The following is a 25,915-nucleotide window of genomic DNA, read 5'->3' as shown; positions in this document are numbered from 1 at the left end:
CACCCGGGCCCCCCGCCCGGGGTTGTGTTCCGGGGGGGGGGGGCCCTCGCCCCCCCCCCCCCCCGGCCGCCCCGGGGGGGGCGGGGGGCCCCCCCCCCCCCGGGGCGCCCCCGGCCCGGTGGGGGACCGGGACCGGATGCGGACCGACGACGTGTCGTCGATCGGTGTCCGAACCGTTCGCCGACGGGCGAACCGCATCGGCCAGAGAACTCTGCACGACGATCACGTGAATGTTCGAGCGCCTCCGGGGGTTGTGAGACACTTCCGTCCGTCTCAGCGCCGTGACCTGGGGTTTGGGACGGCAGGACGGTCAGGTTTGAGAAGCGCGGACGCCGGACGGCCCGGGCCCGGACCCCGTCGCTCACCCGTTCCCCGCCCCCCGTTTCTCGAGTTTGGAGCGCCGCAGTGGGTTCCGCCTGGAAGCAGCTGCCCGAGGAGCTGACCGAGCCCGCCCGACGCCTGGCGGAGGAGCTCCGGACGATCAAGGACGCCGCCGGGCTTTCGCTGTCCGAGCTGGCCACCCGAACGCACTACAGCCGGGCCTCCTGGGAGCGCTGGCTCAACGGCAAACGGATCGTCACCGAGCAGGCGCTGGAGGCGCTGGTCGGGACGGTCGACTGCGACGGGGCCGCGCTGCGGGCGCTGTGGCGCCGTGCGGTGGCGGAGCCGTCGACGGTGGCCCCGGCAGTGGCCACGGGCGCGGACGCGGACGCGGACGCGGGCAGGGCCGAAGGCGGGAGCGAGGGCGGCGGCCTGGAGCGGCCGGCCGTCGCCGAGGAGCCCCCGGGCGCCGGGGAAGCCCCCGCGGAGGAACCCGCCGACGAGGCAGCGGTGTCCGGGCAGGAGCCGGGACCCGCCCCCCTCGCCTGGTGGCGGCGCCCGGCGGCGCTGCTCGCCGGCGCGGCCGTGCTGGCGCTGCTGCTGGTGCTGGTGGGCCTGCGGTTCAACCGGCACGACGAGCAGGCCTCGGCGGCCGCCGAGCCGGCCGTGTCGCCCACCGCCGCCGCTGCCACCGCCAAGAGCGATCCGGCCTGCCAGGGCGTCGGCTGCGCCCACAAGGACCCGAAGACCACCGGCTGCGGCAAGGACGCCCGGACCCTGCAGACCCAGGTGATCGGCAAGGTGGTCGTCTACCTCCGGTACAGCCAGACATGCCGGGCCGCCTGGGCGGCCATCACCGAGGGCCAGCCGAAGGACTACGCCACGATCACCGACGGCAACGGCGACAGCGAGACGGCGCTCATCCACTGGGGCTACGACAACTACTCGCCGATGCTGAACGCGGCGGACCCGGCCGTCACCTTCCAGGTCTGCGGGTACCAGCCGGCCGGGCACGACTGCACCGCGGTGGTCGCCGACCTGGCCGCGGTGGTGGCCTCCACCCCGATCCCGATCGGAGCGGCCTCTCCCCCGCCGGGCGCCGGCGCGGGAGCCCCCACGACCCCGGCCCCGGCCACGCCGGCCGCCCCGGCGCCCACTGAACCGGCGGCGCCCATCGAACCGGTGACTCCCGCCGAGCCGGCGGGCCCGTCCCAGTCGGCGGGCCCGTCCCAGCCCGCCTCCTAGTCGAGGTAGCCGCGCAGCTGCTCGGCGTAGGCGTGGTCGCGGAGCTTGACCAGGGTCTTCGACTCGATCTGGCGGATCCGCTCCCGCGTCACGCCGAACACCGCGCCGATCTCCTCCAGCGTGCGCGGGCGGCCGTCGTCCAGCCCGTAGCGGAGCTGGACGACCTGGCGCTCCCGCTCCCCCAGGGTGGCCAGGACGGCCTCCAGGTGCTGGCGCAGCAGCAGGAAGGTCGCGGACTCGGCGGGCGAGGCGGCGTCGGCGTCCTCGATCAGGTCCCCGAACGCGACGTCGTCCTCCTCGCCGACCGGGGTGTGCAGCGAGATCGGCTCCTGGGCCAGCCGGAGCAGCTCGCGCACCCGCTCCTCGGTCAGCTCCAGGGTGGCGGCGATCTCGGCCGCCGTCGGTTCCAGGCCGCGCTCCTGGAGCAGGGCGCGCTTCGCCCGGACCACCCGGTTGATCAGCTCGACCACGTGCACCGGCACCCGGATCGTCCGGGCCTGGTCGGCCAGCGCCCGGCTCATCGCCTGCCGGATCCACCAGGTCGCGTACGTGGAGAACTTGAAACCGCGGGTGTAGTCGAACTTCTCGACCGCCCGGATCAGGCCCAGGTTGCCCTCCTGGACGAGGTCCAGCAGGGTCAGCCCGCGGCCGACGTAGCGCTTGGCGACGGAGACCACCAGCCGCAGGTTCGCCTCGATCAGCCGGCGCTTGGCGATCCGGCCCCGCACCACCAGGGCGTCCAGCTCGCCGGCCAGCGGGTCGGGCGGCGGCGGGTCGCCGTCCAGCCGCTCCTCGGCGAAGACGCCGGCCTCCACCCGGCGGGCCAGCTCGACCTCCTCCTCGGCGGTGAGCAGCCGGATCCGGCCGATCTCGCGCAGGTACTGGCGCAGCAGGTCGGCGGCCGGCCCGGTGTCGTCGACGGGCCCGCGGCGCTCGTCCCGGTCCTCGGCCCCGGCCCGCGCGTCGAAGCCCGGCTCGGCCCCGGGTTCGGACCCCGGCCCGGGGTCCGGGCCGTCCGGGTGGCCTTCCGGCAGGCCCTGGGCGGGGACCCGGGCACCGTCCGGGGGTGCCGCCCCGGCCCGGCTGTGGTGGGTCTCCTGCTCCCCGGCCCCCTGCCGCCCGGCCTGGTTCGCTCTCGTACTGGTGGTGGTCGCTGCGACGACGCCTTGCTCCACGGGCATCCCCTCGGGGCGGGCGCGACTCTGGCGGACCCGCGCTGTACGGAGGTGGGACGCCCTCCAGTGTGCGGTACGCCACACTCCGTGGCCGAGACTCGTGCGCCGACTTTCTGCGTGCGGGTCCCGTGGTGGTCCGCGGAAGGCGCTACAGCGCCGCCGCACCCCGGCTGCGCAGCTGCTGCCCGTACTGCTGGAGCTGCCACAGCTCGGTCTGCACCGCGTGCAGCTGCTCGGCCTCGGCCCGGGGGCCGAGCCGCTGGAGGTAGCCGCGGACCTCGGTGATCCGCCGGTCCACCGCCAGCAGGCGCAGCTTGACCAGGAACTCCCCCGCGTAGATCGCGTCCGCCTTGCGGCGCGAGCGCACCGGCTCGACCGTCAGCTCGGTGACCAGCGAGCGCACCCGGTCGTCCGGGGACGCCTCGCGCACCGCGCTGGTGAAGTCGGGCAGGGTCGCCCCGTACGCGGCGCCGCCGGCCTTGGCGACGGCCTGCCGGACGGCGGTGTACGGCGGGGTCGGGAACTCGTCGTCGCCGTAGTGGTCGAAGGCCGGGCTGACCAGGTCCGGGTGCTGGAGCGCCAGCTTGAGCAGTTCCCGCTCGACGAACTGGGCCGGGTCGCGCGGGTTGAGCCGGAAGACGGGCTGCGCGGGGCGCTGCGGCTGGACCGGCTCGGGGCGGCGCTGGGCGGCCGCGCCGCGCGGGTTCTGCTGGCGCTCGCGGTCCCAGCGGGCCAGCTGGGAGATCCGGCGGACGACGAACTGCTCGTCCAGGATGCCGAGCATGCCGGCCAGCCGGACGGCGTACTCGTGCTGGATCGAGCGGTCCTTGATCTTGGCGACGATCGGGGCCGCCTCCTCCAGCGCCGCCGAACGCCCCTCCGGGGTGTCCACCCGATGCCGGGCCACCACCGAGGTCAGCGCGAACTCGAACAGCGGGACCGGGTTGTCGATCAGGTGCTTGACCGCCTCGTCGCCTTGGGCCAGGCGCAGCTCGCACGGGTCCATGCCGCCCGGGCTGACCGCGATGGAGGTCTTGGCGGCGAACTTCTGGTCGTCCTCGAAGGCACGCAGGGCGGCCTTCTGGCCGGCCGCGTCGCCGTCGAAGGTGAAGACGGTCTCGCCCCGGTACTGCGAGGTGTCCATCAGCAGCCGGCGGATGATCTTGATGTGGTCCTCGGCGAAGGCGGTACCGCAGGTGGCCACCGCCGAGGTGACCCCGGCCAGATGGCAGGCCATCACGTCGGTGTAGCCCTCGACCACCACCGCGCGGCCCGACTTGGCGATCTCCTTCTTCGCCAGGTCGATGCCGTACAGCACGTGGGACTTCTTGTAGATCGGCGTCTCGGGGGTGTTGAGGTACTTGGGACCGTTGTCGTCCTCGCGCAGGCGGCGGGCGCCGAAGCCGACCACCTCGCCCGCGATGTCCCGGATCGGCCAGACCAGCCGGCCCCGGAAGCGGTCGATCAGGCCGCCGCGCTGGCCCTGCGAGGCGAGGCCGCCCAGCAGGATCTCCTTGTCGGTGAAGCCCTTGCCGCGCAGGTAGCGGACCAGGTGCTCCCACCCCGCGGGGGCGTAGCCGACGCCGAAGACCGTCGCGGCCTCCTCGTCGAAGCCCCGCTCGGCCAGGAAGCGGCGGCCGATCTCCGCCTCCGGCGAGGCCAGCTGCTCCCGGTAGTAGGCGGCGGCCACCTTGTGCGCCTCGACCAGCCGGGTCCGCTCGCCCTGCTGGTGGCGCGGGCTGTAGCCGCCCTCCTCGTAGCGCAGGGTGATGCCGGCCTGGGCGGCCATCCGCTCGACGGCCTCGGCGAAGGTGAAGTGCTCGATCTTCATCAGGAAGGCGATGGTGTCGCCGTTCTCCTGGCAGCCGAAGCAGTGGAAGACGCCCTTGGCGGGGTTCACGTAGAAGGAGGCGGACTTCTCGTCGTGGAAGGGGCAGACGCCCTTGTACTCGCCGCCGCCACCGTTGGTCAGCTGTACGTAGTCGCCGACCACCGCGTCGATCGGCAGTGCGCTGCGCACCGTCTGTACGTCTTCGTCCCTGATCCGCCCGGCCACCCCGGAAGTCTACTGGGGCGGCCGGGCTTTCCGGCTGCGCCGGGGGACGGCCCGGTGGGGCCGGGGCGCCTCCCGGCGGGGGGAGGGAGGAGAGAGGGCGAGCGGGTCCACTGGGGCGGCCGGGTTTTCCGGCTGCGCCGGGGGGAACGGCCCGGTTGGGCCGGGGGCGCCGGGGCACGGCCCGGTGGGGCCGGGGGCGCCTCCCGGCTGCGCCGGCCGGGGCGGGGCGGCTACGCCCAGGCGGCGCCGACGAGCCTGGCGTGCAGGGCCAGGGCCGAGGCGTCGGTCAGGGTGGCGATCTGGTCGATGACCGTGCGCAGGGCGGCGCGGTCGTCCTCGGCCTCGCGGTACATGGCGGCGAACACCGGGTCCAGCCCCTCGGGGGCGCGCTGGGTGAGGACGTACGCCAGCTCGGCGATCACGATCCGCTGGCGGGCCCGCAGCTGGGCCTGCTCGTCGCGCTGCATCACGTAGCGGACGGCCACCGCCTTGAGCACCGCGCACTCCAGCCGGACGTCCCTCGGCACCACCAGCTCGGCGCCGTGGCGGGTGAGCCGGCCGGGGCCGTAGCGGGCGCGGGTGGCCTGCTCGGCGGCCAGGCAGAAGCGGCCGATCAGCTGGCTGGTGAGGTCCTTGAGCCCGGCCCGGGCGCGGGCGGTGCCGTCGTAGGAGCTGGGCCACCACTCCTGGGCGAGCAGCCGGTCCAGGGCGGCGGTCAGCTCCTCCGGCTCGGCGTCCCCGGCGTAGCGCTCGGCGACCTTGAAGAGCTCGGCGCGCTCGCTCGGGGCGCGCAGGGCGGCCGGGTCGATGTGGCCGGCCTGGAGGCCGTCCTCGACGTCGTGGGTGGAGTAGGCCACGTCGTCGGACCAGTCCATCACGGTGGCCTCGAAGCACTTGCGGCCGACCGGGGCGCCGGCCCGCAGCCAGCGGAAGACCGGCAGGTCGTCGGCGTAGACGCCGTACTTGGGCGAGGCCGGGTCGGTGGGGTGGGCGCCCTTGGTCCACGGGTACTTGGTGGCGGCGTCGAGGGCGGCCCGGGTCAGGTTGAGGCCGACGCTGCGGCCCGGCCAGGGGGCGAGCCGGGCGGCGGGCTGCTCCTCCCGGGGCGCGAAGCGCTTGGGTTCGAGCCTGGTCAGGATGCGCAGCGACTGGGCGTTGCCCTCGAAGCCGCCGCAGGCCTCGGCGGCCTGGTCGAGGGCCTCCTCGCCGGTGTGGCCGAACGGCGGGTGGCCGATGTCGTGGGCCAGGCAGGCCGCCTCCACGAGGTCCGGGTCGCAGCCCAGGGCGGCACCCAACTCCCGCCCGACCTGGGCGCATTCGAGGGAGTGGGTGAGCCGGGTGCGCGGGAAGTCGCTCTGCATCGGGGCGACCACCTGGGTGGTGCCGGCCAGCCGGCGCAGCGCGGCCGAGTGCAACACCCGGGCGCGGTCGCGCTGGAAGGCCGTGCGGCCCGGGCGCTTGTCGGGTTCGGGGACCCAGCGGGCCTCGGCGGAGCGGTCGTACGGGATCGGGGCGGCGAGGCGGTGCGTGGTGTCGTCCATATGGCTCTCACGGTACGCCCGGCCCCCGACACGCCGGGTGTGCCGCGCACGAAGGAGCGCGGACGGGAGCGTGAACCCTCGCCGACGCACCCCTTACGGGCACTGCGGGCCCTCGCCGCGGCCCCGGTCGTGCCGGGGCCGCGGCAGCCGTCGGCGTCCTCAGCCCCTGATCGCCTTCAGGACGACCCCGGACACCGCCTCCTGGCCCTTGGCGTTGGGGTGGATCGGCGCCAGCCCCCGGGCCGGGAGCGGCGGCTCCACCCAGCGCTGGTCCTCCCCCGCGCACATGTCGTGCCCGGACGAGGGCCCGGCGAGGTCCACGAAGACCGCGCCGGCCGCCTCGGCGCGCTTCCTGAGCATGCCGTTGAGCTGCTGCTGCTTCTCCACCAGGAAGCCGAGGTCGGCGGCGGGCACGGCGTTGCCGAGCACCGGCAGGCAGCTCGCCGGGTCGGCCGGGAACAGTCCCGGGTACCCGATCACGTAGACCTTGGCCTTCGGTGAGCGCTTCCTGACGTCCTGGAGCACCTGGCCGAGCCGGTCACCGGCCGCGTCCACCTTGCGCTGGACCTCGTCGGTGCCGTTGCCGGCCGCGTAGTGGTCCCGGCAGGGCGAGTCGCTGATCCGCTCCGCGCTGTCGGTGATCACGCCCTTGAGGATGTCCACCAGGTTGTCCTTGGCGCACTCCGTCACGACCTCCATGAAGCCCGCGTCGTTGCCGCCGATCCCCAGGGTGACCAGCCGGGTGTCCGCGGTCAGCGCGTCCAGCTGGGCCGGGTTGGTGCCGTCGGCGACCTTCTGCGGGCCGGTCAGGTCCCCGGTGCGGGCGCCGCTGCAGCTGACGTCCCTGAACTGCCCGGCGCCGAGCGAGAGCGCCTTCGCCACCAGGGACGGGTAGTTGGCCCCGGAGCGGGAGCAGCCGCCCGGCTCGCCGACCTGCGGCGGGATCTTCATCCCGGCGGTGTACGAGTCGCCGAGCGCGACGTACGGGCCGGTGGGCGGCGGGGCGGCGGTCGGCGACGAGGGCGCGCCGGCCTGCGCGCGGGCGGGCGTCGCGCCCGCGGCGCCGTTGTTCCGGCTGTCCGAGCCGGCGTCGTCGGTGCAGCCGGCCAGCAGCGCTGCGGTCAGTCCGACGGTCAGGGCGATGGTCGGGCGTGCGGTCCTCGGCATGGTCTCCCCCCGGGGATGCGGGTCACGGTCGGCTCCTCACGGCGGCCCGTCCCCCGGGCACACCAGGGGCCAACGAACGATCCCGGCCGATGACTCCCGCCCCGGGCGATTCGTCTCCCGGCGGGCCCGAACCGGCCGGAACCCGACCCCCCGGGCCCGTCCTGCTCCGGCCCCCCGCGCGGTCGTGGCCGCGCGGGGGCCGGTACGGCTGCCGCGCTACTCCGCGCCGCGCTCGTGCTCGGCCAGGAACTGTTCGAAGCGCCGCCCCAGTTCGTCCGCCGAGGGCAGGTCCACCGGCTCGGCCAGCAGGCTCTCCCGGCCCTCCGCGCCCGCCACCGCGTCGTACTGGCCCTCCATGCCGCGGATCGCCGAGCGCAGCTCGCTGTCGCCCTGGGACAGCTGCTCCTCGATGTCGGCGTAGACCTCGGCGACCCGCTCGCGCAGCTGGGTGCCGGGCAGCACCAGACCGGTGGCGGACTGCGCCGCCTCCAGGATCTGCACGGCCGCCGCCGGGTAGGCGGAGCGGGCCACGTAGTGCGGGACGTGCACGGCGAAGCCGAGGACGTCGTGCCCGGCCTCGGCCAGCCGGTACTCCACCAGCGCCTGGGCGCTGCCCGGGACCTGTGCCTGCTCGAACCACTGCGGGTAGCCCGGGGCGAGGTCCAGCCGGTTGCCGTGCGGCGTCATGCCGACCGGGCGGGTGTGCGGCACGCCCATCGGGATGCCGTGGAAGTCGATCGAGAGCCGGACCTCGAACCGCTCCACCAGCTCGCGGACGGCGCGCGCGAAGCGCTCCCACTCGACGTCCGGCTCGGGGCCGGTGAGCAGCAGGAACGGCGCGCCGGCGGCGTCGTGGACGAGCTGGAGCAGGATCTCCGGCGGGTCGTAGGACGTCCAGCTGTCCTGGTCGAAGACCATCGCGGGGCGCCGGGCCCGGTAGTCCACCAGACGGTCGTGGTCGAAGCGGGCCACCACCAGCGGCGAGCCCGTCTCCAGCAGGTGGGCCACCACCTGGCCGCCGGCCTCCCCGGCGTCCATGAAGCCCTCGAAGTGCTGGAGCAGCACGAGACCGGCACCGGTGTCGCGCAACTGCTCGTTGGCCGCGGCGACGGCGGCCACGCCCTGCTGGTCCAGCTCGTACAGCGCCTGGAAGTCCCGCACCGCGCACCCAACCCCGTTCTCTGCTCGTCCCGGTCGACCGGCTTCTCGTCTTTTCAGCGTGCCGGGCGCCGCCGGAATTCCCGTCCCCGGCCACCGGACCGGTTCCGCCCCCGGTCCGTCCTGTTTCCGCCCGGTCCGGGACCCGGCCCGGCCCCGCCCCGGTTCCTGGCCAGGGCCGGTGGACGATCCGGCCGCAGGACCGCTCCGGAGCCCGTCCGACGGCCCTTCGGAGGGCTCGTCCGAACGCCTCCGGCGACCGTTCCGGACCATGATCGCACCCGGGGGAAGAGCCCCTGGTCACGCCCCCGGAACGGGCCCGTCCGCGGGGTCCGGAAACGGCCCGCGCGGCCATTCGCGTGCCGCGAAGTGACGCACCGCCTTCTGGCGGGTATCGTCCTCTCGCTGCCTCGCATCGTCGCGTCGTCGTCACGTCGTCCGTAACGCCGTCGGCCACGTCCCGGTCCGGTGCTCGGCCAGCCACCCACGACGCATCTTGCCTTCACCTGGCCGCCTGCTTCCCTTCGCGCTCTCGTACCCTTCTCGGCCATTTCGCGGACGCACACTGTCCCCTCGCTCTTCCCGCCGGACCGGTCCGAGGACCCGTGCCCGTTCCGGCACCCGCGCCGCCCGTTCCGGGCCGCCGCCCCCACCCCGTTCGACCGGACCTCCGGCGTGCGCGGGCACCCGGCCGGCGGACCCGGGCCCAGGCGTACCCAGCCCAGAGCACCCCGCGCCGCACCCCGGTACGGGAGGCACCCTCCGACCGATGAAGGACCAAGGTTCCGTGCCCGTACCTGTCATCCTCACCGGCCGCACCGTGCGGCTGGAGCCCCTTGCCGCGCACCATGCCGAGGCCATCGCCGAGGCCGGCGCCGAGGACCGTACGACCTACGCCTTCACCCCCGTCCCGCACGGTCTGGAAGCCGCCCGCGACTACGTCGCGCGGGCGCTCGCCGACCAGGCCGCGGGCCGGTCGCTGCCGTTCGCGACGGTGAGCGTCGCCGACGGCCGGGTCGTCGGCTCCACCCGGTTCCTGGAACTCGACTACTGGCGGGGCCCGCTGGTGTGGCCGCCCACGCCCGGGGTCCCGTTCGGAGACCCGGACACGGCCGTCCCGGACGCGGCCGAGATCGGCAACACCTGGCTCTCGCCGCGCGCCCAGGGCACCGGCATCAACACCGAGGCCAAGCTGCTGATGCTGCGCCACGCCTTCGAGACCTGGGGCGTGCAGCGGATCTCGCTGCGCGCGGACGCCCGCAACCTGCGCTCGCGCACCGCCATCGAGCGGCTCGGCGCGACCTCCGAGGGCGTCCGCCGGGCGCACTCGCGCGGGCTGGACGGCGTGGTGCGCTCCACCGCGTTCTACTCGATCCTCGACGACGAGTGGCCGGCCGTGCGGGACATCATCGAGCTGCGGATCGCCGCCGCCACCTCGCCGAGCGCCCCGGATCCGGCGATCAACCAGGAGTGCCTTAGACAGGGCGGCAGCGGCACCGGGCAGCTGATGATCACGGCCTGAGGCCGGGCAGCCCGTAGCCGGACCGCGCCAGGCCCAGGACGACCGGCAGGACGGTGTGGTCGTCCCAGCCGCGGTGGCGGCCGGGGTCGGCCTCCACCAGCACCTCGGTCGGCCGCCAGCCGCCCCGCACCCGGGCCACCCGGACCCGGTAGATCTCCGCGCCGCCCACGCTGCGGTGCAGGTGCAGGACGCCCTCGGAGGTGAACGCGACCCAGCGCTCGTCCGCGTCCCGGGCCCGCAGGCCGCGCCTGATCCGCTCCCAGTCGGCGTCCGACCAGAGCAGGTCGGGCACCGGGTGCGGGCGGGGAAGGCTGATCGGCGTCAGGTGCGGTTCACCGGCCGCCCGGACGCTGCCCGGCTCGGGGAACGCCCAGTCCGGCAGCGGTTCGCAGGCGTCCAGCCAGCCGCGCGGGATGCCCGCGGTGCCGGTGTGCGCGGCGACCACCCCGCCGGTGATCGCGGCGACGGTGTCCATGTCGCCGCCAGCCGCGATCGCGTCCCGGACGGCGGCGCGGTAGTCGGCCGGGTTCCGGGCCGCGCACCACAGCGCGTACGGGACGGTGTCGGCCGCGGACGTGCGGCTGCCGTTGCCGAGCATCCGTGCGGCGAGCCGGAAGTCCGCCCCGGCGAGCAGTCCGCGGGCCTCCCGGAGGCCGTCCTTGACAGCGCCGTTCGGGGTGAGGGCGGCCACCGCCTCCAGGAAGCGGTCCGGCGTCATCGGCCGGGTGCGGGTCCGCGCGGCGTACGCGGCCGCCACCGCGACCGCGATCGCGCCGTCCACGGCCTGCGGGTGGGTGTGGGTGATCAGGGCGGTGCGGGCGGCGGGGCCCACCACGGCCTTCGGGTCCTCGGCGTACGCGGCGCCGAGCGGGGCGACCCGCATCGCGGCGCCGTTGCCGTAGGAGCCCTGGCCGTCGAAGAGTGCGGCGGCCAGCCGTTCGGCGTCGCCGCCCTCGCGGATCAGCCGCAGCAGGCGGTTGGCGGCAGGGCCGTAGCCGCGGTCGAAGTCGTGGCGCAGGGCGAAGGCGTGGGTGAGGTCGAAGGTGTCGATCGCGCCGCGCTCGGTGTGGGCGGCGTGGACCGAGCAGGCCATCTCGGTGTCGTCGGTCCAGGGCCAGGGGCCGGGGGGTTCGGTGCGGTCGGCGAGGTGGGCCCGGGCGGTCTCCGGGACGAAGAACTGGGCGCCGAGGGCGTCGCCGACGGCGAGGCCGAGGAGCGCGTCCAGCGCGGGGCCGGCGTGCGTGGATGGAATGGTCATATGGACTCCAGCTCAGCGGCTGAGCTGCCGGTCCGTCAACACCCGTGACCGCCACCCCCACCGACGGGGGATGTTTCGCATACCTCCGATCCGGGCGGGCAGGCACCGGGACATGACCCGCGCACACCCCATCGACCCGGTCGCCCTACTGGGCGCCGACCAGCAGCACATCGCCACCCGGGCACAGCTGCGCCGGCTCGGGGTGCCCTCCGGCACCATCGCCCACCGGCTGCGGCCGGGCGGGCCCTGGCAACAGGTGCTGCCCCGGGTGATCTGCCTCCAGAGCGGACGACTGACGTTCCATCAGAAGATGCGGGCGGCACTGGCATACGCGACGCCGAAGGGGCGCGAGCCGCGGACCGGCGAGGTGCTGCTGACCGGCTTCGCGGTGCTGGCCGAGGCCGGGCTGCCGAGCGCCGGGCACCCGGCCGACCTGAACTCCGTCGACATCCTGATCCCGACTCAACGGCGGGTCGGGGACAGGGAGTTCGTCCGGATCCACCGGGCCTCCGGGGCCATGCCGGGCGGCTTCGAGCGGAACGACGGGCTGTGGAGCACCACGGTCGCCCGGGCGCTGGCGGACCTCGCGCCGAAGGAGACCGGGCAGCGCCGGTTCCGGGCGCTGTGCGCGGAGGCGGTCCAGCGCCGGCACTGCGAACTCGGCGAACTGCTCGACCAGTTGCTGTCCCGCCCGGGCGCGCTCGGGCTGCCCCAGGTGGCCCAGGTGGTGGAGGACCTGACGGTCGGGGTGCGGTCGGTGGTGGAGGGCGAGGCCCGCGAGGTGCTGGCGCACGCGGGTCTCCCGGAGCCGTTGTGGAACCCGGTGCTGTTCCTGGACGGCCGCTTCCTCGCCGTCCCGGACGCCTACTGGCCGCACGCCTGCGTGGCCCTGGAGATCGACTCCCGCGCCTGGCACCTGCGCCCGGCCGAGCACGAACGGGGCCTGGCCCGCGCCAACCGCCTCGCCGCGGCCGGTCTCCCTGTGGTCCGCACCACCCCGGCCCAGCTCCGCCGCGACCCGTCCCCGGTGCTCCACGAGCTGACCGCCCTGGTCACCACCGGCCCGCACCCGCCGCACCCCCGGATCACCTGGCGGCGGGCGCGGTGAGCGGCGGCGGGCGCGGTGAGCGGCGGCGGGCGCGGTGGGGCCCTACGCGGCCGTGCTCAGCAGCGGGAGTCGATCTCCAGGAAGGTGGCGTAGTGGTCGGCGGACCAGTACTGCTCGCCGGCGTCGCCGGTCACCACGCGGCGGGTGCCGCGGTCGTCGGAACCCGGGGTGACCACGGTGTACTCGTGGTAGTAGCCGCCGGCCTTCTTGGGGAGGCGGCTCTCCCGGTTCTCGAAGACGATGCCGTCCCGGTTGTACGGGTAGGGCCCGCCCTTGGCGATCAGGGTGAGGGTGTCCACGGCCTGGCTGGGGAGCTTGCTGCGGCAGACGTCGGCCAGGGCCGAGTCGGTGGGCACCCAGGTGCCGGCCGGGGCGGGGGCCGCGGCGCCCCCGGGGGGCGGGGTCGGCTTGGGGGCCGAGGGCTTGGGCGCCGAGGACCCGGACGTCGAAGGACCGGCGGTGGCGGCCGCGGTGGAGTTCGCGGCGGCCTTGGGGTGGCCGCTCCCCTTGTCGGTGAGGAGGTACCCGACCCCGGCCAGGACCGCCAGGATCAGCACAGCCACGACGACGAGCGGGTTTCTGCGGTTGGTCATGCGCTCCAGCTTGGCAGGCGGCCGGGCCGCGCCGGCACAGCTACACACGTGGCCGCCGCCACACCGGCCGGTGCGTCGGCCGTGCCGTGCCCGGGGCCGGTCCGCGCCCCGGCCCGTGCGCGGAAGTACGGCCGAGCGGGGAAGACGTACGGCCGGGCGGGAACGGACGCCGTTGTCCGTTCCCGCCCGGCCGTGTCACGTACGCCGGTTCTCCTGCGCCGAGCTCCGGTGTACACCCTCCCGACGGGAGGGGGAGCGGTCAGTCGTACCCGCGCGTGCGGAGGGGATGCCTACCCTCCTCAGCGCGAGTCGCTGCCCGCCGACTCGATGGCGGCGCGGCCGGCCTCCAGGCGCGCCACCGGGATCCGGAAGGGGGAGCAGGAGACGTAGTCCAGCCCCACCTCGTGGAAGAAGTGGACCGAGTCCGGGTCGCCGCCGTGCTCGCCGCAGACGCCGAGCTTGAGGTCGGGGCGGGTGGCCCGGCCGGCCTCGACGGCGTGCTTGACCAGCGAGCCGACGCCGTCGCGGTCGATGGTCTCGAACGGGGAGACCCCGAAGATGCCCTTCTCCAGGTAGGCGGTGAAGAACGAGGCCTCCACGTCGTCCCGGGAGAAGCCCCAGACCGTCTGGGTCAGGTCGTTGGTGCCGAAGGAGAAGAACTCGGCGGCCTCGGCGATCTGCCCGGCGGTCACCGCGGCGCGCGGCAGCTCGATCATGGTGCCGAGCTTGATGTCCAGGTGGACGCCGGTGGTCCGGGCGACCTCGGCGAGCACCCGCTCGCACTCGTCGCGGACCAGCTCCAGCTCCTGGACGGTGCCGACCAGCGGGATCATCACCTCGGGACGCGGGTCCCCGCCGGCCAGCTTGCGCTCGGCGGCGGCCTCGGCGATGGCCCGGACCTGCATGCCGAACAGGCCGGGGATGACCAGGCCGAGGCGGACGCCGCGCAGGCCGAGCATCGGGTTCTGCTCGTGCAGCTTGTGCACCGCCTGGAGCAGGCGCAGGTCGTTCTCGTTCGGGTCCTTGCGGGCCTCGGCGAGGGCGACGCGCACCGACAGTTCGGTGATGTCCGGCAGGAACTCGTGCAGCGGCGGGTCGAGCAGGCGGACGGTGACCGGCAGGCCGTCCATCGCCTGGAAGAGCTCCAGGAAGTCGCCCTTCTGCAGCGGCAGCAGGGTGGAGAGGGCGAGCTCGCGGTCCTTGTCGTTGTCCGCCAGGATCAGGTGCTCGACCTCCTTGCGGCGCTCCTCGCCGAGGAACATGTGCTCGGTGCGGCACAGGCCGATGCCCTGGGCGCCGTAGCGGCGGGCGCGCGAGCCGTCCTCGGCGTTGTCGGCGTTGGCGCGCACGGCCAGGCGGCGGCGGCCGTCGGCGTGCGACATCAGCCGGTGCACGGCCTGGACCAGTCCGCCCTGGACGTCGGCGCCGGCGTGCAGGGTGCCCTCGAAGTACTCGACCACGGGGGACGGCAGGACGGGCACCTCACCGAGGTAGACCTTGCCGGTGGCGCCGTCGATCGAGACGACGTCGCCCTCGTGGATCACCTGGCCGTCGGCGGTGGTGAAGCGGCGGGCCTTGGTGTCGACCTCCAGCTCCTCGGCGCCGCAGACACAGGTCTTGCCCATGCCGCGGGCGACCACGGCCGCGTGCGAGGTCTTGCCGCCGCGCGAGGTCAGGATGCCCTCGGCGGCGATCATGCCGTCCAGGTCGTCCGGGTTGGTCTCGCGGCGGACCAGGATGACCTTCTCGCCGGAGCGGGACCACTTGACGGCGGTGTACGAGTCGAAGACGACCCTGCCGATCGCGGCGCCCGGCGAGGCGGCCAGGCCCCAGGCGATCTGCTGCGACTCGGTGTTGGGGGCGAAGCGGGGGAACATCAGCTGCGAGAGCTGGCCGCCGGTGACCCGCATCAGGGCCTCGTCCAGGTCGATCAGGCCCTGGTCGACCAGCTGGACGGCGATCCGGAAGGCGGCCGCGGCGGTGCGCTTGCCGACGCGGGTCTGGAGCATCCAGAGCTTGCCGCGCTCGATGGTGAACTCGATGTCGCAGAGGTCGCGGTAGTGGTTCTCGAGCTTCTGCATGATCGCCATCAGCTCGTCGTACGACTTCTTGTCGAGCTTCTCCAGCTCGGCCAGCGGCAGGGTGTTGCGGATGCCGGCGACGACGTCCTCGCCCTGGGCGTTGGACAGGTAGTCGCCGTAGACGCCCTGGGTGCCGGTGGAGGGGTCGCGGGTGAAGGCGACGCCGGTGCCGGAGTCCTCGCCGAGGTTGCCGAAGACCATGGTGCAGACGTTGACCGCGGTGCCCAGGTCGTTCGGGATGCGCTCCTGGCGGCGGTACAGCCGGGCGCGGTCGCCGTTCCAGGAGTGGAAGACGGCGTGGATCGCGAGGTCCATCTGCTCGCGCGGGTCCTGCGGGAAGGCCCGGCCGGTCTCGCGCTCGACGATGCCCTTGAACACCTCGACGAGCGCCTTGAGGTCGGCGGCGTCCAGGTCGAGGTCGTTGACGGTGCCCTTGGCGTGCTTGGCCTCGTCCAGGGCCTCCTCGAAGAGCTCGCCGTCGACGCCCAGCACGGTCTTGCCGAACATCTGGACCAGGCGGCGGTAGGAGTCCCAGGCGAAGCGCTCGTTGCCGGACTGGGCGACGAGGCCGGCCACCGAGACGTCGGAGAGGCCGATGTTGAGGACGGTGTCCATCATGCCGGGCATGGAGAACTTCGCACCGGAGCGCACCGAGACGAGGAGGGGGTTGTCGGCCTGGCCGAGCTTCTTGCCCATCTCCTGCTCGAGGGCGTCCAGGTGGGCGCTGATCTCCTCGTGCAGCGAGGACGGCTCACTGCCGGTCTCCAGGAAGACCTTGCAGGCCTCGGTGGTGATGGTGAACCCCGGAGGGACGGGGAGGCCCAGGTTGGTCATCTCGGCCAGGTTCGCGCCCTTGCCGCCAAGAAGATCCTTGAGGTCCTTGTTTCCTTCGGTGAAGGAGTAAACAAACTTCTGCTGGGACGGCACGGGTCGGTCTCCTCGTACGCGGTTGCCCTGACGCCGGAGAACATACCCATTTCGAAGGCACTTCTCTGCCCTGAATAGGCCACACGAGGCTGGTACCGAGCGGTAACCCGCTAGATCGAATGCACATAAAGGCGTTCACCTCTGTTGGTGAAATCGTCCGCCTGACGCGAGCCAGTGTTCAATTCTTGAAGACAAGCAGGCTCCGAGATCGCACGATCCGGACGCACCGTAGCGACCGCGGAGCCATCGCGTTGCCCCGGCTTGATTTCCTGCACCCGGATCGGCGGATCACCGGCCGACCGACTTCGGGAAGCGATTCACAGCCGACCTGTCCACTTCGTCCACTGACCGGCCGTCAGTCCCCACCGTATGTGGCAAGCGTCACCAGCGCATCTCACGGGTCGAACGTAGAACCCCTGCGCCGATCGTCGCACTGCGTCCAGAAACGTGCTCTCTCCGTGATGTCTGGACGCCGAAAAGGAGCCCTCTTGTCCAGGATGGACAAGAGGGCTGGGACCTGATGGCCATCGGCCCCGAGGGGCTGATTTCGCCGGTCCGTACAGATCACCCGCCGGATGTGTCCGATTCGGCGTCGACGCCCGGTCGGGCGCAGTCGTACGGATCGTCCAACCAGCCCTCGGGCAGGACCACCCGGTTGTTGCCGCTGGTCCGCCCGCGCGGGCCGTCCGCACCCTCCGGCCAGCCCTGGGACTGCTCCACCTGGGAGAGGGTTTCGGCCAGTTCGGCCAGCGAGGAGGAGCCGGCGAGCCGCACCCGCAGCTCGGAGCCGACCGAGAAGCCCTTGGTGTACCAGGCGACGTGCTTGCGGAAGTCGATCACGCCGCGCGCCTCGTCGCCCAGCCACTCGCCGAGCAGCTGCGCGTGCCGCACCATCGCCGCGGCCACGTAGCCGAAGTCGGGGCGGGCGTAGTCCACGTCGCCCTCGAAGATCGCGACCAGGTCCTTGAACAGCCACGGCCGCCCCAGGCAGCCGCGGCCCACCACCACGCCGTCGCAGCCCGTCTCGCGCATCATCCGCAGGGCGTCGTCGGCCGACCAGATGTCCCCGTTGCCCAGCACCGGGATGTGCGCCGGGACGGACTCCCGCAGCCGGGCGATCGCCGACCAGTCGGCCGTCCCGCCGTAGTGCTGGGCGGCGGTGCGCCCGTGCAGGGCGATCGCGGCCACGCCCTCCTCGGCGCCGATCCGGCCGGCGTCCAGGTAGGTGAGGTGGTCGTCGTCGATGCCCTTGCGCATCTTCATGGTCACCGGCAGGTCGCCCGCGTTGGCCACGGCCTCGCGCAGGATCTCGCGCAGCAGGTTGCGCTTGTACGGCAGCGCCGAGCCGCCGCCCTTGCGGGTGACCTTGGGGACGGGGCAGCCGAAGTTGAGGTCGATGTGGTCGGCCAGGCCCTCCTCGGAGATCATCCGGGCGGCCTTGCCGACGGTCACCGGGTCCACCCCGTACAGCTGGATCGAGCGGGGCTTCTCGCTCGGGTCGAACTTGATCAGCTGCATGGTCTTGGCGTTGCGCTCGACCAGCGCCCGGGTGGTGATCATCTCCGAGACGTACAGGCCCCGGCCGCCGCTCTGCTCCCGGCACAGGGTGCGGAACGGCGCGTTGGTGATGCCGGCCATCGGCGCCAGCACGACGGGCGGCCACACCCGGATCGGGCCGATGTCGAGCGGCGCGAACTCGGTGTCGGGCGCGGTGGGTGCGGGCGTGACTGTCATGCGCGGCTGACCTCGGGTGATGGGGACGGGACTCTCCATTGTCCCCCACCCGGGTGAGCGGCCCCCGCCCGCTCCGGGGCGCCCCGCTACGGGGCCGCCGGCGCCGTGGCGGCCGCCGGCGCCGAGGTGGGCTCGGGCGCGGTGGTGGGCCGCGCCGGGGAGGCCCCGGCCGGTTCCGTCGGCTCCGGCCGCCCCGGGTCTTCCGACCGCGACGGCGCCGGGACGATGGTGATCGACCCGGAGGTGACCGCGGCGTGCACCCGGTTCGGGCCGGCGGGGTCCGCCAGCGCCGGGTCGATCCGGCCGTTGCCGCTGCCGATCTCGCTGGAGACGGAGTACCGGCTGTCCTTCGGCAGGGCCAGCTCCACCGAGCCGGAGGTGGCCGTGGTGTCCACCTCCTGGGGGGCCTTCGCGAAGCCCAGCTGCACCGAGCCCGTGGTGACCCGCGCCGTCACCCGCCGGATACTCAGGTTGGCGCCCTGCACCAGACCGGAGGTGGCGTGCACGGACACGTTCCCGGAGGTGTCGGAGAGCAGCAGCTGGCCGGAGGTCAGCTCCATCCGCACGTCCCCGCTCAGGCCCTCCACCTGGACGGTGCCGGAGCCCACCGAGCCGATCACCTCGGTCGCGGCCGGCACCTCCAGCTCGATCTCGGCGCCGCAGCCGAAGTCCGCGAACGGCAGGACCTGCCGGCAGCGCAGCCCGACCGTGAGCACGCCGTCGTCGAAGACGGTGGACACCACCGGCTTGCGCACCAGCCAGTCCAGGCTCTGCCGGACCACCACGTGACCCTCCCGCCCGGCCCGCACCCGGACCGCCGCGTTGCCGGTCTCCAGCTGGAGCCGGTGGATCGCCATGTCGTACGGCCGGCTGGTGCTGGTGCGCTGCTGCACCGCCATCGACCAGGTCTGCAGTCCGGCGCCGATCATGACCAGGACGACCACGACCGTCCCGGCGGCCCGCCAGGCCCTCGTCCCCTTCACCGCTACCCGACCTCCAGGAAGCGCAGCACCGCCATCACCCGGCGGTGGCTGTCGTCGGCCGGGGGGAGTTCGAGCTTGGTGAAGATCGAGTTGATGTGCTTGGCCACCGCGCTGTCACTGACCACCAGCGAGGCCGCGATGGCCGCGTTGGAACGGCCCTCCGCCATCAGGGCGAGCACGTCGCGCTCGCGCGGGGTCAGCTTCTCCAACGGGTCCCGGTGGCGGCGCACCAACAGCTGGGCGACCACCTCCGGGTCCAGCGCGGTGCCGCCCTCGGCGACGCGCTGGAGCGCGTCCACGAAGTCGTCCACATTGGCCACCCGCTGCTTGAGCAGGTAGCCGACGCCGCTGGTGTTGGTCGCCAGCAGGTCCGCGGCGTAGCGCTCCTCCACGAACTGGGAGAGCAGCAGGACGGCGGTGTCCGGCCACTGTCGGCGGATCACCATCGCCGCCTTCACCCCCTCGTCGTGGAACCCCGGAGGCATCCGGACGTCGGCCACCACCACCTTCGGGCGGTGCTCCTCGACGGCGGCCAGCAGTTCCACGGCGTCCCCGACGGCGGCCACGACCTCGAAGCCCACCGCCTCCAGGACCTTGACCAGGCCGACCCTCAGCAGGACCGAGTCCTCGGCGATCACAGCGCGCACGGCAACTCCACGGTGATGGTGGTGGGGCCCCCGAGGGGGCTGAGAACGGACAGCGTGCCGTCGACCGAGGCGGCGCGCTTGCGCAGACCGGTGAGCCCGGTGCCGCGCGAGGCGTCCGCGCCGCCCACGCCGTCGTCGCTGATGACCAGGCGCAGCCGGCCGTCGGCCGTCCGCACCGAGAGGTCGACGCGGTTCGCCCTGGCGTGCTTGGCCACGTTGGTGAGCGCCTCGGAGACGGTGAAGTAGGCGACCGCCTCGACGGTGGGGGCGACCTGCTCGGAGAGGTCGACGTCCAGGCGCACCGGCAGCGGGGCGCGGGCGGCGACGCCGGACAGCGCCGCGTCCAGGCCGCGGTCCTCCAGGACGGCGGGGTGCAGGCCGCGGACCAGGTCGCGCAGCTCGTCGATGGCCGCCTGGGCCTCCTCGTGCGCGTCGACGATCACCTGCATCAGCTCGGGCGGCACGTCCTTGAGGGTGCGCCGGGCCAGGCCCAGGTTCATCGCGAGGGAGGTGAGCCGCTGCTGGGCGCCGTCGTGCAGGTCGCGCTCGATCCGGCGGCGCTCGGCGTCCACCGCGTCGACCAGCCCGGCCCGGCTTTCGGCGATCTCCTCGACCCGCCGCTCCAGCGCCTCCGCCCGGTCCGGGCCGAGCAGCCGCCGGGCCACCCACACCTCCAGCCAGGCCAGTCGCGTCCCCACCGGGGGCAGCACCGCCAGCAGCACCACCCCGCCGAGGGTGAGCAGGACGTCCTCCCCGGCCAGGCCGGCGCGCAGCGCGGTGCCGGCCGGCAGCAACCAGATCCAGCCGTACACGGTGGCCAGCACCACGGCGGCCGCCCAGGCGTACAGCACCGCCAGCGCGCCCGCCGCGAGCAGCGGCCCGGCCACCAGGTGGTGCAGGGCCTGGCGCCAGGTCATCCCCAGCAGCCAGACCTGACGCCCCGTCGGCGGGCGCAGCGGCGGCACCTCCACCCCCCGCAGGGCGCGCAGCCGGCCGCGCTGGAGGGCGGTCAGCGGGCGGGAGCAGAGCAGGACGGCGGCGAGCAGCAGGAAGAGCAGGCTCGACTCGGTGACGGCCAGCCAGACCGGCAACGCCATGGGTATTCCGGCGGCGATGAAGCGGACGTCCCGCCAGGCCTCGGGCGACCACGGTGGGCGCCGGAGGCTCCTGACGAGCGCTCGGCGCAACGTGGTGGAGGGCATGCCGGACAGCGTAGGGCTCCGTGATCACGGGCCACCATGAAGGGGGGTTCCGGGTGAGGGTGTAGCTAGGTACACCCCCGATTCGGTGTGGGGCACTACCGACAGGACGGGGGTCCCGGCGGAAGGCTTGAGGGCATGACGAGCACTGCATCGCACTCCGCCACTCCGCCGCACGGGCGGCCCGGCCCCGGGGGCGCTTCCGGAGCACCGGCGGCGGACGGGGCGCTGCCGGAGGCGGCGCTGCCCGAGGGGGTGCTGCCCGAGGGGGTGCTGCCGGAAGGGGAGTCGATGTCGGCGGCGGATGGCACGCTGCCGGCCGGGGCCGGGCCGTGGTCGGTCCGCAGCGTGCGGTCAGGACGCGGCCGGGCCGCGCTGGAGCTGTACCAGCACGGGGAGTTGACCGACGTCCTGGTCGCCGCCCGGCTCACCCCGCAGCTGCTGCGCGGTGCCCGGCACTGCCCGTCCGCCGGGCGGAGCCGGCACGTGCTGGCCTGGGGCCGGCTGGCCGCCGACGGTGCGGCGCCCGCGGTGGAGTTCACCGGGCGGCGACCGTTCCGCAGGGTGCGGTCGACGGCCGAGGTGGTCACGGTGGCCGGGCGGTTCTGGATCGCCTGGGCCGAGGGGCCGTTCGACGCGGTACGGGTCGAACACCCGGCGGGCGGGACGGCCGAGCGGCTGCCGCTGGAGCGGGTGCGGGGCCTGGGCCGGGGCCGGGGTGCCGCGTGACCACCGCCGTCCTCGCCGCCCGCCCCGCCTCCTCGTACGTCCTGCCCGCGCGCTTCGCCCGGCTTCCGGTCCTGGCGGCCGTCGCACTGCTGCCCTGGCTGGCGGTCCTCGCCGTCTGCCACGAGACCCCGTGGGTCGTGCTCGACCTCACCGAGTTCGCCGCCCTGCTCTCGCTGGACGCGCTGCTGCGCCGGCGCAGCCCCGCCGCGCTCTGGGCGGGCGCGGCGGTGGCCCTGCTGCTCACCGGGGACGCGCTGGCCGACATCGCCTGCGCCGGGCCGGGCCACGCGGTGCTCGCCGCGCTGGCCATGGCCACGTGCATCGAACTGCCGCTGGCCGCGGTGTGCCTGTGGCTCGGGCGGGACGCGGCGCTGCGGGCCTAGGCGCGGGTGGGCCGGCCAGGCACGGGTGGGCCGGTCAGGCGCGGGTGGGCAGCAGGTCCATCAGCGCGCGGGTCTCGTCGTCCAGCGGGGTGTACGTGATCATCCGTGTCCCCAGCTGCGGGCTGAGCCAGAAGTTGGTGTACTCACAGCGCAACAGGCCGACGCCCGGCACCTGGAAGCGCTTGATCCCGTTGCCCGGCCGCATCACGTCGTGCCGCTGCCAGAGCTCCGCGAACTCCGGCGAGGCCTTGAGCATCCGGGCCAGCAGCGCCTTCCAGGCCGGCTCCGAGCCGTGGTCGGCCATCGCCGAGCGGAACCGGGCCACGATGCCGAGGCGCTCGGTGCGGTAGTCCACCAGCACCTCGCGGAACTGCGAGGGCGTGAACGCCATCCACATCAGGTTCCGGTCCGCGGGGGCCAGTTCGTCGAGATCGCCGACGATCGCGGTGTACTGGGCGTTGTACGCCAGCACGTCGTAGCGGGAGTTGACCACCATGGCGGGGAACGGCGCCAGCTGCTCCAGCAGCAGCCGTACGCCCGGGGTCACCGAGGGGCAGTCCCGCACCGGCGCCGGGTCCTCCGCGCCGGCCAGGGTGAACAGGTGGGCGCGCTCGCTCGGATCCAGCAGCAGCGCCCGGGCCACCGAGTCCAGCACCTGGGTGGACACCTGGATGTCCCGTCCCTGTTCCAGCCACGTGTACCAGGTCACCCCGACCGCGGCGAGCTGCGCGACCTCCTCCCGGCGCAGCCCCGGCGTCCGGCGGCGGCCGGTCATCGGCAGGCCCACCTGCTCGGGCGCCAGGCGCTCGCGGCGGCTGCGCAGGAACCCGGCCAGCTCGTGGCGGCGGGCGTCGTCGGGTCCGGCCGGGCCCGGACCGGCCGGACCGGCTGAACCGGTCGAACCGGTCGAACCGGTGCGGGCTCGCGCGGGGCCGGCCGGACCGGTGCGGGCTTGCGCGGGAGGCGTGGCGAGACTCATGCTCCCCAGCATGCGCCAGCCGTCAGCCTGTTGCCAGGTACTTCTTATACCTGGATAACCACACTCTGGTACCAGGGTACGGAGCGACGGATCGTATGACCCGTGACCCAACAACTCGCCGTCGCCCCCGCATCGGCCCGCACCGCCACCACCCCGGGCACCGCGGCCGCCCGTACCACCTCGCCCGGTTCCACCGGACCCGCCGGACCCGCCGCCACCCTCGGCACCGCGGGGCTGGTCACCGTGCTGCTCGGCGCCTTCCTACCGATGCTCGACTTCTTCATCGTCAACGTCGCCCTGCCCACCATCGACCACGACCTGGCCGCCGGGCCCGCCGTCCTCGAACTGGTCGCCGCCGGCTACGGCATCGCCTTCGCCGTGCTGCTCGTCCTCGGCGGGCGCCTCGGCGACAACTACGGCCGCCGCCGGCTCTTCGTCGTCGGCGCCATCGCCTTCGCCCTCACCTCGCTGGCCTGCGGCCTCGCCCCCGGCGCGTGGTCCCTGGTCGCCGCCCGGGCCGCCCAGGGCGCCTCGGCCGCGCTGCTGATCCCGCAGGTGCTCGGCACCATCACCGCCGCCACCGAGGGCGCCCGGCGCGGCCGCGCGCTCAGCGTCTACGGCGCCGTCGGCGGGATCTCGGTGGTGATCGGGCAGGTGCTCGGCGGGATGCTGGTCGCCGCCGACCTGTTCGGCACCGGCTGGCGCTCGGTGTTCCTGTTGAACGTGCCGTTCGCGCTGCTCGCCGTGGTGCTCGCGGTCCGCTACGTCCCGGAGAACAGGGCCGCCACGGCCGCCCGGGTCGACGTCCCCGGCACCGTCCTGCTCACCGCCACCCTGCTCTCCCTGCTCATCCCGCTGATGGAGGGCCGGGCCGCCGGCTGGCCGCTCTGGTCCTGGGTGCTGCTGGCGCTGTTCCCCGTCCTCGCCGTCGCCTTCGGCGTCGTCGAGCGCCGCGCCGAGCGGCGCGGGGACACCCCGCTGGTGCCGCCGTCCCTGCTGCGCATCCCGGAGATGCGGCGCGGCCTCGGCATCGCGCTGCCCTACTTCGCGGGCTTCGGCGGCTTCATGTTCGTCATCGCGGTCGCCCTCCAGCAGGGCCTCCGGCTCGGACCGGTCGCGGCCGGCTGGGCGCTCGTCCCGATGGCGGTCGGCTACTTCTCCGCCTCACTCGCCGGCCCGCGGCTGATCGGCCGCTGGGGCAGCCGGGTGCTCAGCGCGGGCGCCGTCGTCCAGGCCACCGGCCTCGGCACCCTCGCCCTGACCGTCCTGACCGACTGGGCGCACTTCTCCCCGCTCCGGATGGCCCCGGGCGTCGCCCTCGCCGGCATCGGGCAGGGCCTGATCGGCACCCCGCTGTTCCGGGTCGTCCTCGCCAAGGTGCCGGCCGCCCGGGCCGGCGTCGGCAGCGGTGTCCTCGCCACCGGCCAGCAGTCCAGCCTCGCCCTGGGCGTCGCCACCCTCGGCACCCTCTACCTCTCGCTCTCCCCCGTCCTGGGCATGGACCGGGCCCTCGCGCTGTGCCTGGGCATCCAGCTCCTCGGCTCCTTCACCGTCCTGTACCTGACCACCCGGCTTCCCCGCTCCATCGGGTGACCCCGGGCGTCCGGGGTCCGGGCTGCGGGCTCCGGGCTGCGGCGGGGGCGGGGGCGGCATCGGCGACGGCTCGGCGAACGGCCTCGTGACCGGGACGACCGGTCGCGGGGCCGTCGGCGTTCCCTCGGCTGCCCGGTGGCCGTTCCCGGTGGCTTTCCCGGCTGCTTTCCCGGCGGCGCGGGTCTCAGTGGCGCGGGCTTCGGTGGGGGCCGAGCCGGTCGAGCCAGTGGCCGAACAGGGTGCGGACGGCTCCGGCGGCCTCGACCTGGGGGTTGTGGCCGACGCCGTCGAGGACGGCGGCGGCCATCCGGGGGTAGTGGTCGAGCAGGGCGAGCTGGTCGCGCCAGCCGACCAGGGCGTCCTGCCGGGTGGTGACCAGCAGGTGGTGGCCGCGGTGCTGCGGGGCCCGGTGCTCGGGCCAGTGCGGCAGCAGGAAGTCGGCTTCGAGTTCGGCGGCGGCCGCCCGGTCGTGCGTCTCCCAGCCGGGCCGGACGTAGCGCTCGAAGAGCTCCCAACTCGCCTCGGTGTGGCGGGCCATGACGTACCGGAACAGCTCGCGGCCGGCGGCCGGGAGGCGGGCGAGGAGGTCCTCGTCGCGTTCGACCACGGACTCCTCGGGCAGCGACCGGTCGGCGCCCCAGCGCACCACCGGCACCAACAGCGCCGAGCCCAGCACCTGCTCGCCGAACCGCGCGGTCACCGCCCGGGCCAGCTGGCCGCCGAAGGACTGGCCGACCACGGCGAAGGGGCGGCGGCCGACCTGCTCCTCGATCCACCCGGAGACGGCCTCGGCCAGGGCGCTCGCCGAGGCCGGGCCCGGCAGCCGGGGGCTGCTGCCGTGGCCGGGGAGGTCGAGGTAGAGGCGACGCCAGCCGGGCCGGTCGGCGAAGGCGGGTTCGAGCGGGAGCAGGACGCGGTGGTCGACGGTGTAGCCGTGGATCAGGACGATCGGGGTGCCGTCACCGAAGGCGGTGTGGCGGATCGCGGAGCCGGTCGTGCCGGTCGCGTCAGTCGCGTGGTTCGTGTCGTTGGTGTCGTTGGTGTCGTTCATGTCGTTCGTGTCGGTCATGAGGACAGCGTCCAACGCTGACACCGGTGGCAAGGTCAAACGGCGGTTCCGACGGCCGGTTCAGGAGGGTTCAGGAGAGGCTCTTGACCACGTCCAGGTACTCCCGGATGGCGTCCCGGTTGCGCGTCAGGCACAGGATCCGGCGGGTCATCCGGTCCGTCTCGGTCTCCAGGGTGGTGAGCATCTCCGCCGTGGCGTCGGCGAAGTGGATCGTCCGCGGGGTGTCCAGGCAGGGCAGGATCTGCTTGATGATCCGGGTCGGCAGCCCCGCGTCCAACAGCCCGCGGATCTGCAGCACCCGGTCCACGAGGTACTCGTCGTAAGCGCGGTAGCCGTTCGCCTCGCGGCGCGGCGTGATCAGCCCCTGCTGCTCGTAGTAGCGCAGCAGGCGCGGAGTGGTCTCCGCCCGCCGGGCGAGTTCACCGATGCGCATGTGTGACCATCCTC

General features: G+C 74.2%; 21 protein-coding genes. 6 read left to right on the top strand and 15 right to left on the bottom strand.

Translation table 11 applies throughout. From position 1 onward, the window contains the following. Positions 1-405 precede the first annotated feature (405 nt). Complete coding sequence (locus tag ACGF0D_RS26285) at positions 406-1,566, top strand: DUF2690 domain-containing protein (protein ID WP_392920240.1); 1,161 nt, start codon at positions 406-408, stop codon at positions 1,564-1,566. On the opposite strand, the gene ACGF0D_RS26280 is transcribed toward ACGF0D_RS26285, so the two are convergent. From ACGF0D_RS26280 to ACGF0D_RS26260, 5 genes are all read right to left on the bottom strand, one after another. Further along, entirely contained in the window at positions 1,563-2,741 is a 1,179-nt protein-coding gene (locus ACGF0D_RS26280) for an RNA polymerase sigma factor (RefSeq protein ID WP_392920237.1), read from the bottom strand. The genes ACGF0D_RS26285 and ACGF0D_RS26280 overlap by 4 nt on opposite strands. A 148-nt stretch (positions 2,742-2,889) precedes the next feature. Further along, complete coding sequence (gene dnaG, locus ACGF0D_RS26275) at positions 2,890-4,797, bottom strand: DNA primase (RefSeq protein WP_392920234.1); 1,908 nt, start codon at positions 4,795-4,797, stop codon at positions 2,890-2,892. 230 nt (positions 4,798-5,027) lie between these two features. Further along, the gene (locus ACGF0D_RS26270; protein WP_392869769.1) at positions 5,028-6,338 is read right to left on the bottom strand and encodes a deoxyguanosinetriphosphate triphosphohydrolase; all 1,311 of its coding nucleotides are present in this window, start codon (positions 6,336-6,338) and stop codon (positions 5,028-5,030) included. A gap of 159 nt (positions 6,339-6,497) precedes the next feature. Continuing rightward, a complete protein-coding gene (locus tag ACGF0D_RS26265; protein ID WP_392920231.1) occupies positions 6,498-7,505 on the bottom strand; it encodes an SGNH/GDSL hydrolase family protein in 1,008 nt (335 codons plus the stop codon). Between the two features lie 216 nt (positions 7,506-7,721). Next, positions 7,722-8,666: a PAC2 family protein gene (locus ACGF0D_RS26260; RefSeq protein WP_392869773.1), complete on the bottom strand. Its 945-nt coding sequence runs from the start codon at positions 8,664-8,666 to the stop codon at positions 7,722-7,724. A gap of 784 nt (positions 8,667-9,450) precedes the next feature. On the opposite strand from ACGF0D_RS26260, the gene ACGF0D_RS26255 reads away from it, so the two are divergent. Further along, positions 9,451-10,185, top strand: coding sequence for a GNAT family N-acetyltransferase (locus ACGF0D_RS26255; RefSeq protein ID WP_392869775.1), 735 nt, complete (start codon positions 9,451-9,453; stop codon positions 10,183-10,185). Here the strand turns inward: ACGF0D_RS26255 and ACGF0D_RS26250 are convergent. After that, positions 10,175-11,443 (bottom strand): ADP-ribosylglycohydrolase family protein, encoded by a 1,269-nt coding sequence (locus ACGF0D_RS26250; protein WP_392869777.1) that lies wholly within the window; start codon positions 11,441-11,443, stop codon positions 10,175-10,177. The two genes, ACGF0D_RS26255 and ACGF0D_RS26250, sit on opposite strands and share 11 nt — an antisense overlap. A 112-nt stretch (positions 11,444-11,555) precedes the next feature. Here ACGF0D_RS26250 and ACGF0D_RS26245 point away from each other — a divergent pair, with 112 nt between their 5' ends. Next, entirely contained in the window at positions 11,556-12,551 is a 996-nt protein-coding gene (locus ACGF0D_RS26245; RefSeq protein WP_392869779.1) for a hypothetical protein, read from the top strand. 56 nt (positions 12,552-12,607) lie between these two features. Here the strand turns inward: ACGF0D_RS26245 and ACGF0D_RS26240 are convergent, their stop codons facing one another. The 6 genes from ACGF0D_RS26240 to ACGF0D_RS26215 form a co-directional block, all read right to left on the bottom strand. Next, positions 12,608-13,144 carry a ribonuclease gene (locus ACGF0D_RS26240; protein WP_392869781.1) on the bottom strand — a complete coding sequence of 179 codons (537 nt, stop codon included), beginning with the start codon at positions 13,142-13,144 and terminating at the stop codon, positions 12,608-12,610. Between the two features lie 299 nt (positions 13,145-13,443). Beyond that, a complete protein-coding gene (ppdK, locus tag ACGF0D_RS26235) occupies positions 13,444-16,152 on the bottom strand; it encodes a pyruvate, phosphate dikinase (protein ID WP_392869783.1) in 2,709 nt (902 codons plus the stop codon). Positions 16,153-16,716: 564 nt separating this feature from the next. Then, positions 16,717-17,886 (bottom strand): tRNA dihydrouridine synthase DusB, encoded by a 1,170-nt coding sequence (gene dusB, locus ACGF0D_RS26230; protein ID WP_392869785.1) that lies wholly within the window; start codon positions 17,884-17,886, stop codon positions 16,717-16,719. A gap of 86 nt (positions 17,887-17,972) precedes the next feature. Beyond that, complete coding sequence (locus ACGF0D_RS26225; RefSeq protein WP_392920228.1) at positions 17,973-18,869, bottom strand: DUF4097 family beta strand repeat-containing protein; 897 nt, start codon at positions 18,867-18,869, stop codon at positions 17,973-17,975. A gap of 2 nt (positions 18,870-18,871) precedes the next feature. After that, a complete protein-coding gene (locus ACGF0D_RS26220; RefSeq protein ID WP_392869789.1) occupies positions 18,872-19,516 on the bottom strand; it encodes a response regulator in 645 nt (214 codons plus the stop codon). Then, positions 19,504-20,718, bottom strand: coding sequence for a histidine kinase (locus ACGF0D_RS26215; RefSeq protein ID WP_392869791.1), 1,215 nt, complete (start codon positions 20,716-20,718; stop codon positions 19,504-19,506). The genes ACGF0D_RS26220 and ACGF0D_RS26215 overlap by 13 nt, the downstream gene beginning before the upstream one ends. Before the next feature lie 135 nt (positions 20,719-20,853). On the opposite strand from ACGF0D_RS26215, the gene ACGF0D_RS26210 reads away from it, so the two are divergent. Both ACGF0D_RS26210 and ACGF0D_RS26205 read left to right on the top strand, forming a co-directional pair. Next, on the top strand, positions 20,854-21,444 hold the full coding sequence (locus ACGF0D_RS26210) for a hypothetical protein (RefSeq protein WP_392920225.1): 591 nt from the start codon (positions 20,854-20,856) through the stop codon (positions 21,442-21,444). Beyond that, a complete protein-coding gene (locus ACGF0D_RS26205) occupies positions 21,441-21,827 on the top strand; it encodes a hypothetical protein (RefSeq protein ID WP_392920222.1) in 387 nt (128 codons plus the stop codon). The genes ACGF0D_RS26210 and ACGF0D_RS26205 overlap by 4 nt, the downstream gene beginning before the upstream one ends. A gap of 34 nt (positions 21,828-21,861) precedes the next feature. Here the strand turns inward: ACGF0D_RS26205 and ACGF0D_RS26200 are convergent, their stop codons facing one another. Continuing rightward, positions 21,862-22,806: a helix-turn-helix transcriptional regulator gene (locus ACGF0D_RS26200; RefSeq protein WP_392920219.1), complete on the bottom strand. Its 945-nt coding sequence runs from the start codon at positions 22,804-22,806 to the stop codon at positions 21,862-21,864. Positions 22,807-22,908: 102 nt separating this feature from the next. On the opposite strand from ACGF0D_RS26200, the gene ACGF0D_RS26195 reads away from it, so the two are divergent. Then, positions 22,909-24,399 carry an MFS transporter gene (locus ACGF0D_RS26195; RefSeq protein WP_392920216.1) on the top strand — a complete coding sequence of 497 codons (1,491 nt, stop codon included), beginning with the start codon at positions 22,909-22,911 and terminating at the stop codon, positions 24,397-24,399. 184 nt (positions 24,400-24,583) lie between these two features. Here ACGF0D_RS26195 and ACGF0D_RS26190 read toward each other — a convergent pair whose 3' ends face one another. Further along, the gene (locus ACGF0D_RS26190; protein ID WP_392920213.1) at positions 24,584-25,468 is read right to left on the bottom strand and encodes an alpha/beta fold hydrolase; all 885 of its coding nucleotides are present in this window, start codon (positions 25,466-25,468) and stop codon (positions 24,584-24,586) included. 70 nt (positions 25,469-25,538) lie between these two features. Beyond that, complete coding sequence (locus ACGF0D_RS26185) at positions 25,539-25,901, bottom strand: MerR family transcriptional regulator (protein WP_392920211.1); 363 nt, start codon at positions 25,899-25,901, stop codon at positions 25,539-25,541. Positions 25,902-25,915 lie beyond the last annotated feature (14 nt).

This window comes from Kitasatospora sp. NPDC048298 (assembly GCF_043201465.1).
GTDB lineage: Bacteria > Actinomycetota > Actinomycetes > Streptomycetales > Streptomycetaceae > Kitasatospora.
This window is presented reverse-complemented; position numbering and strand designations above follow the sequence as displayed.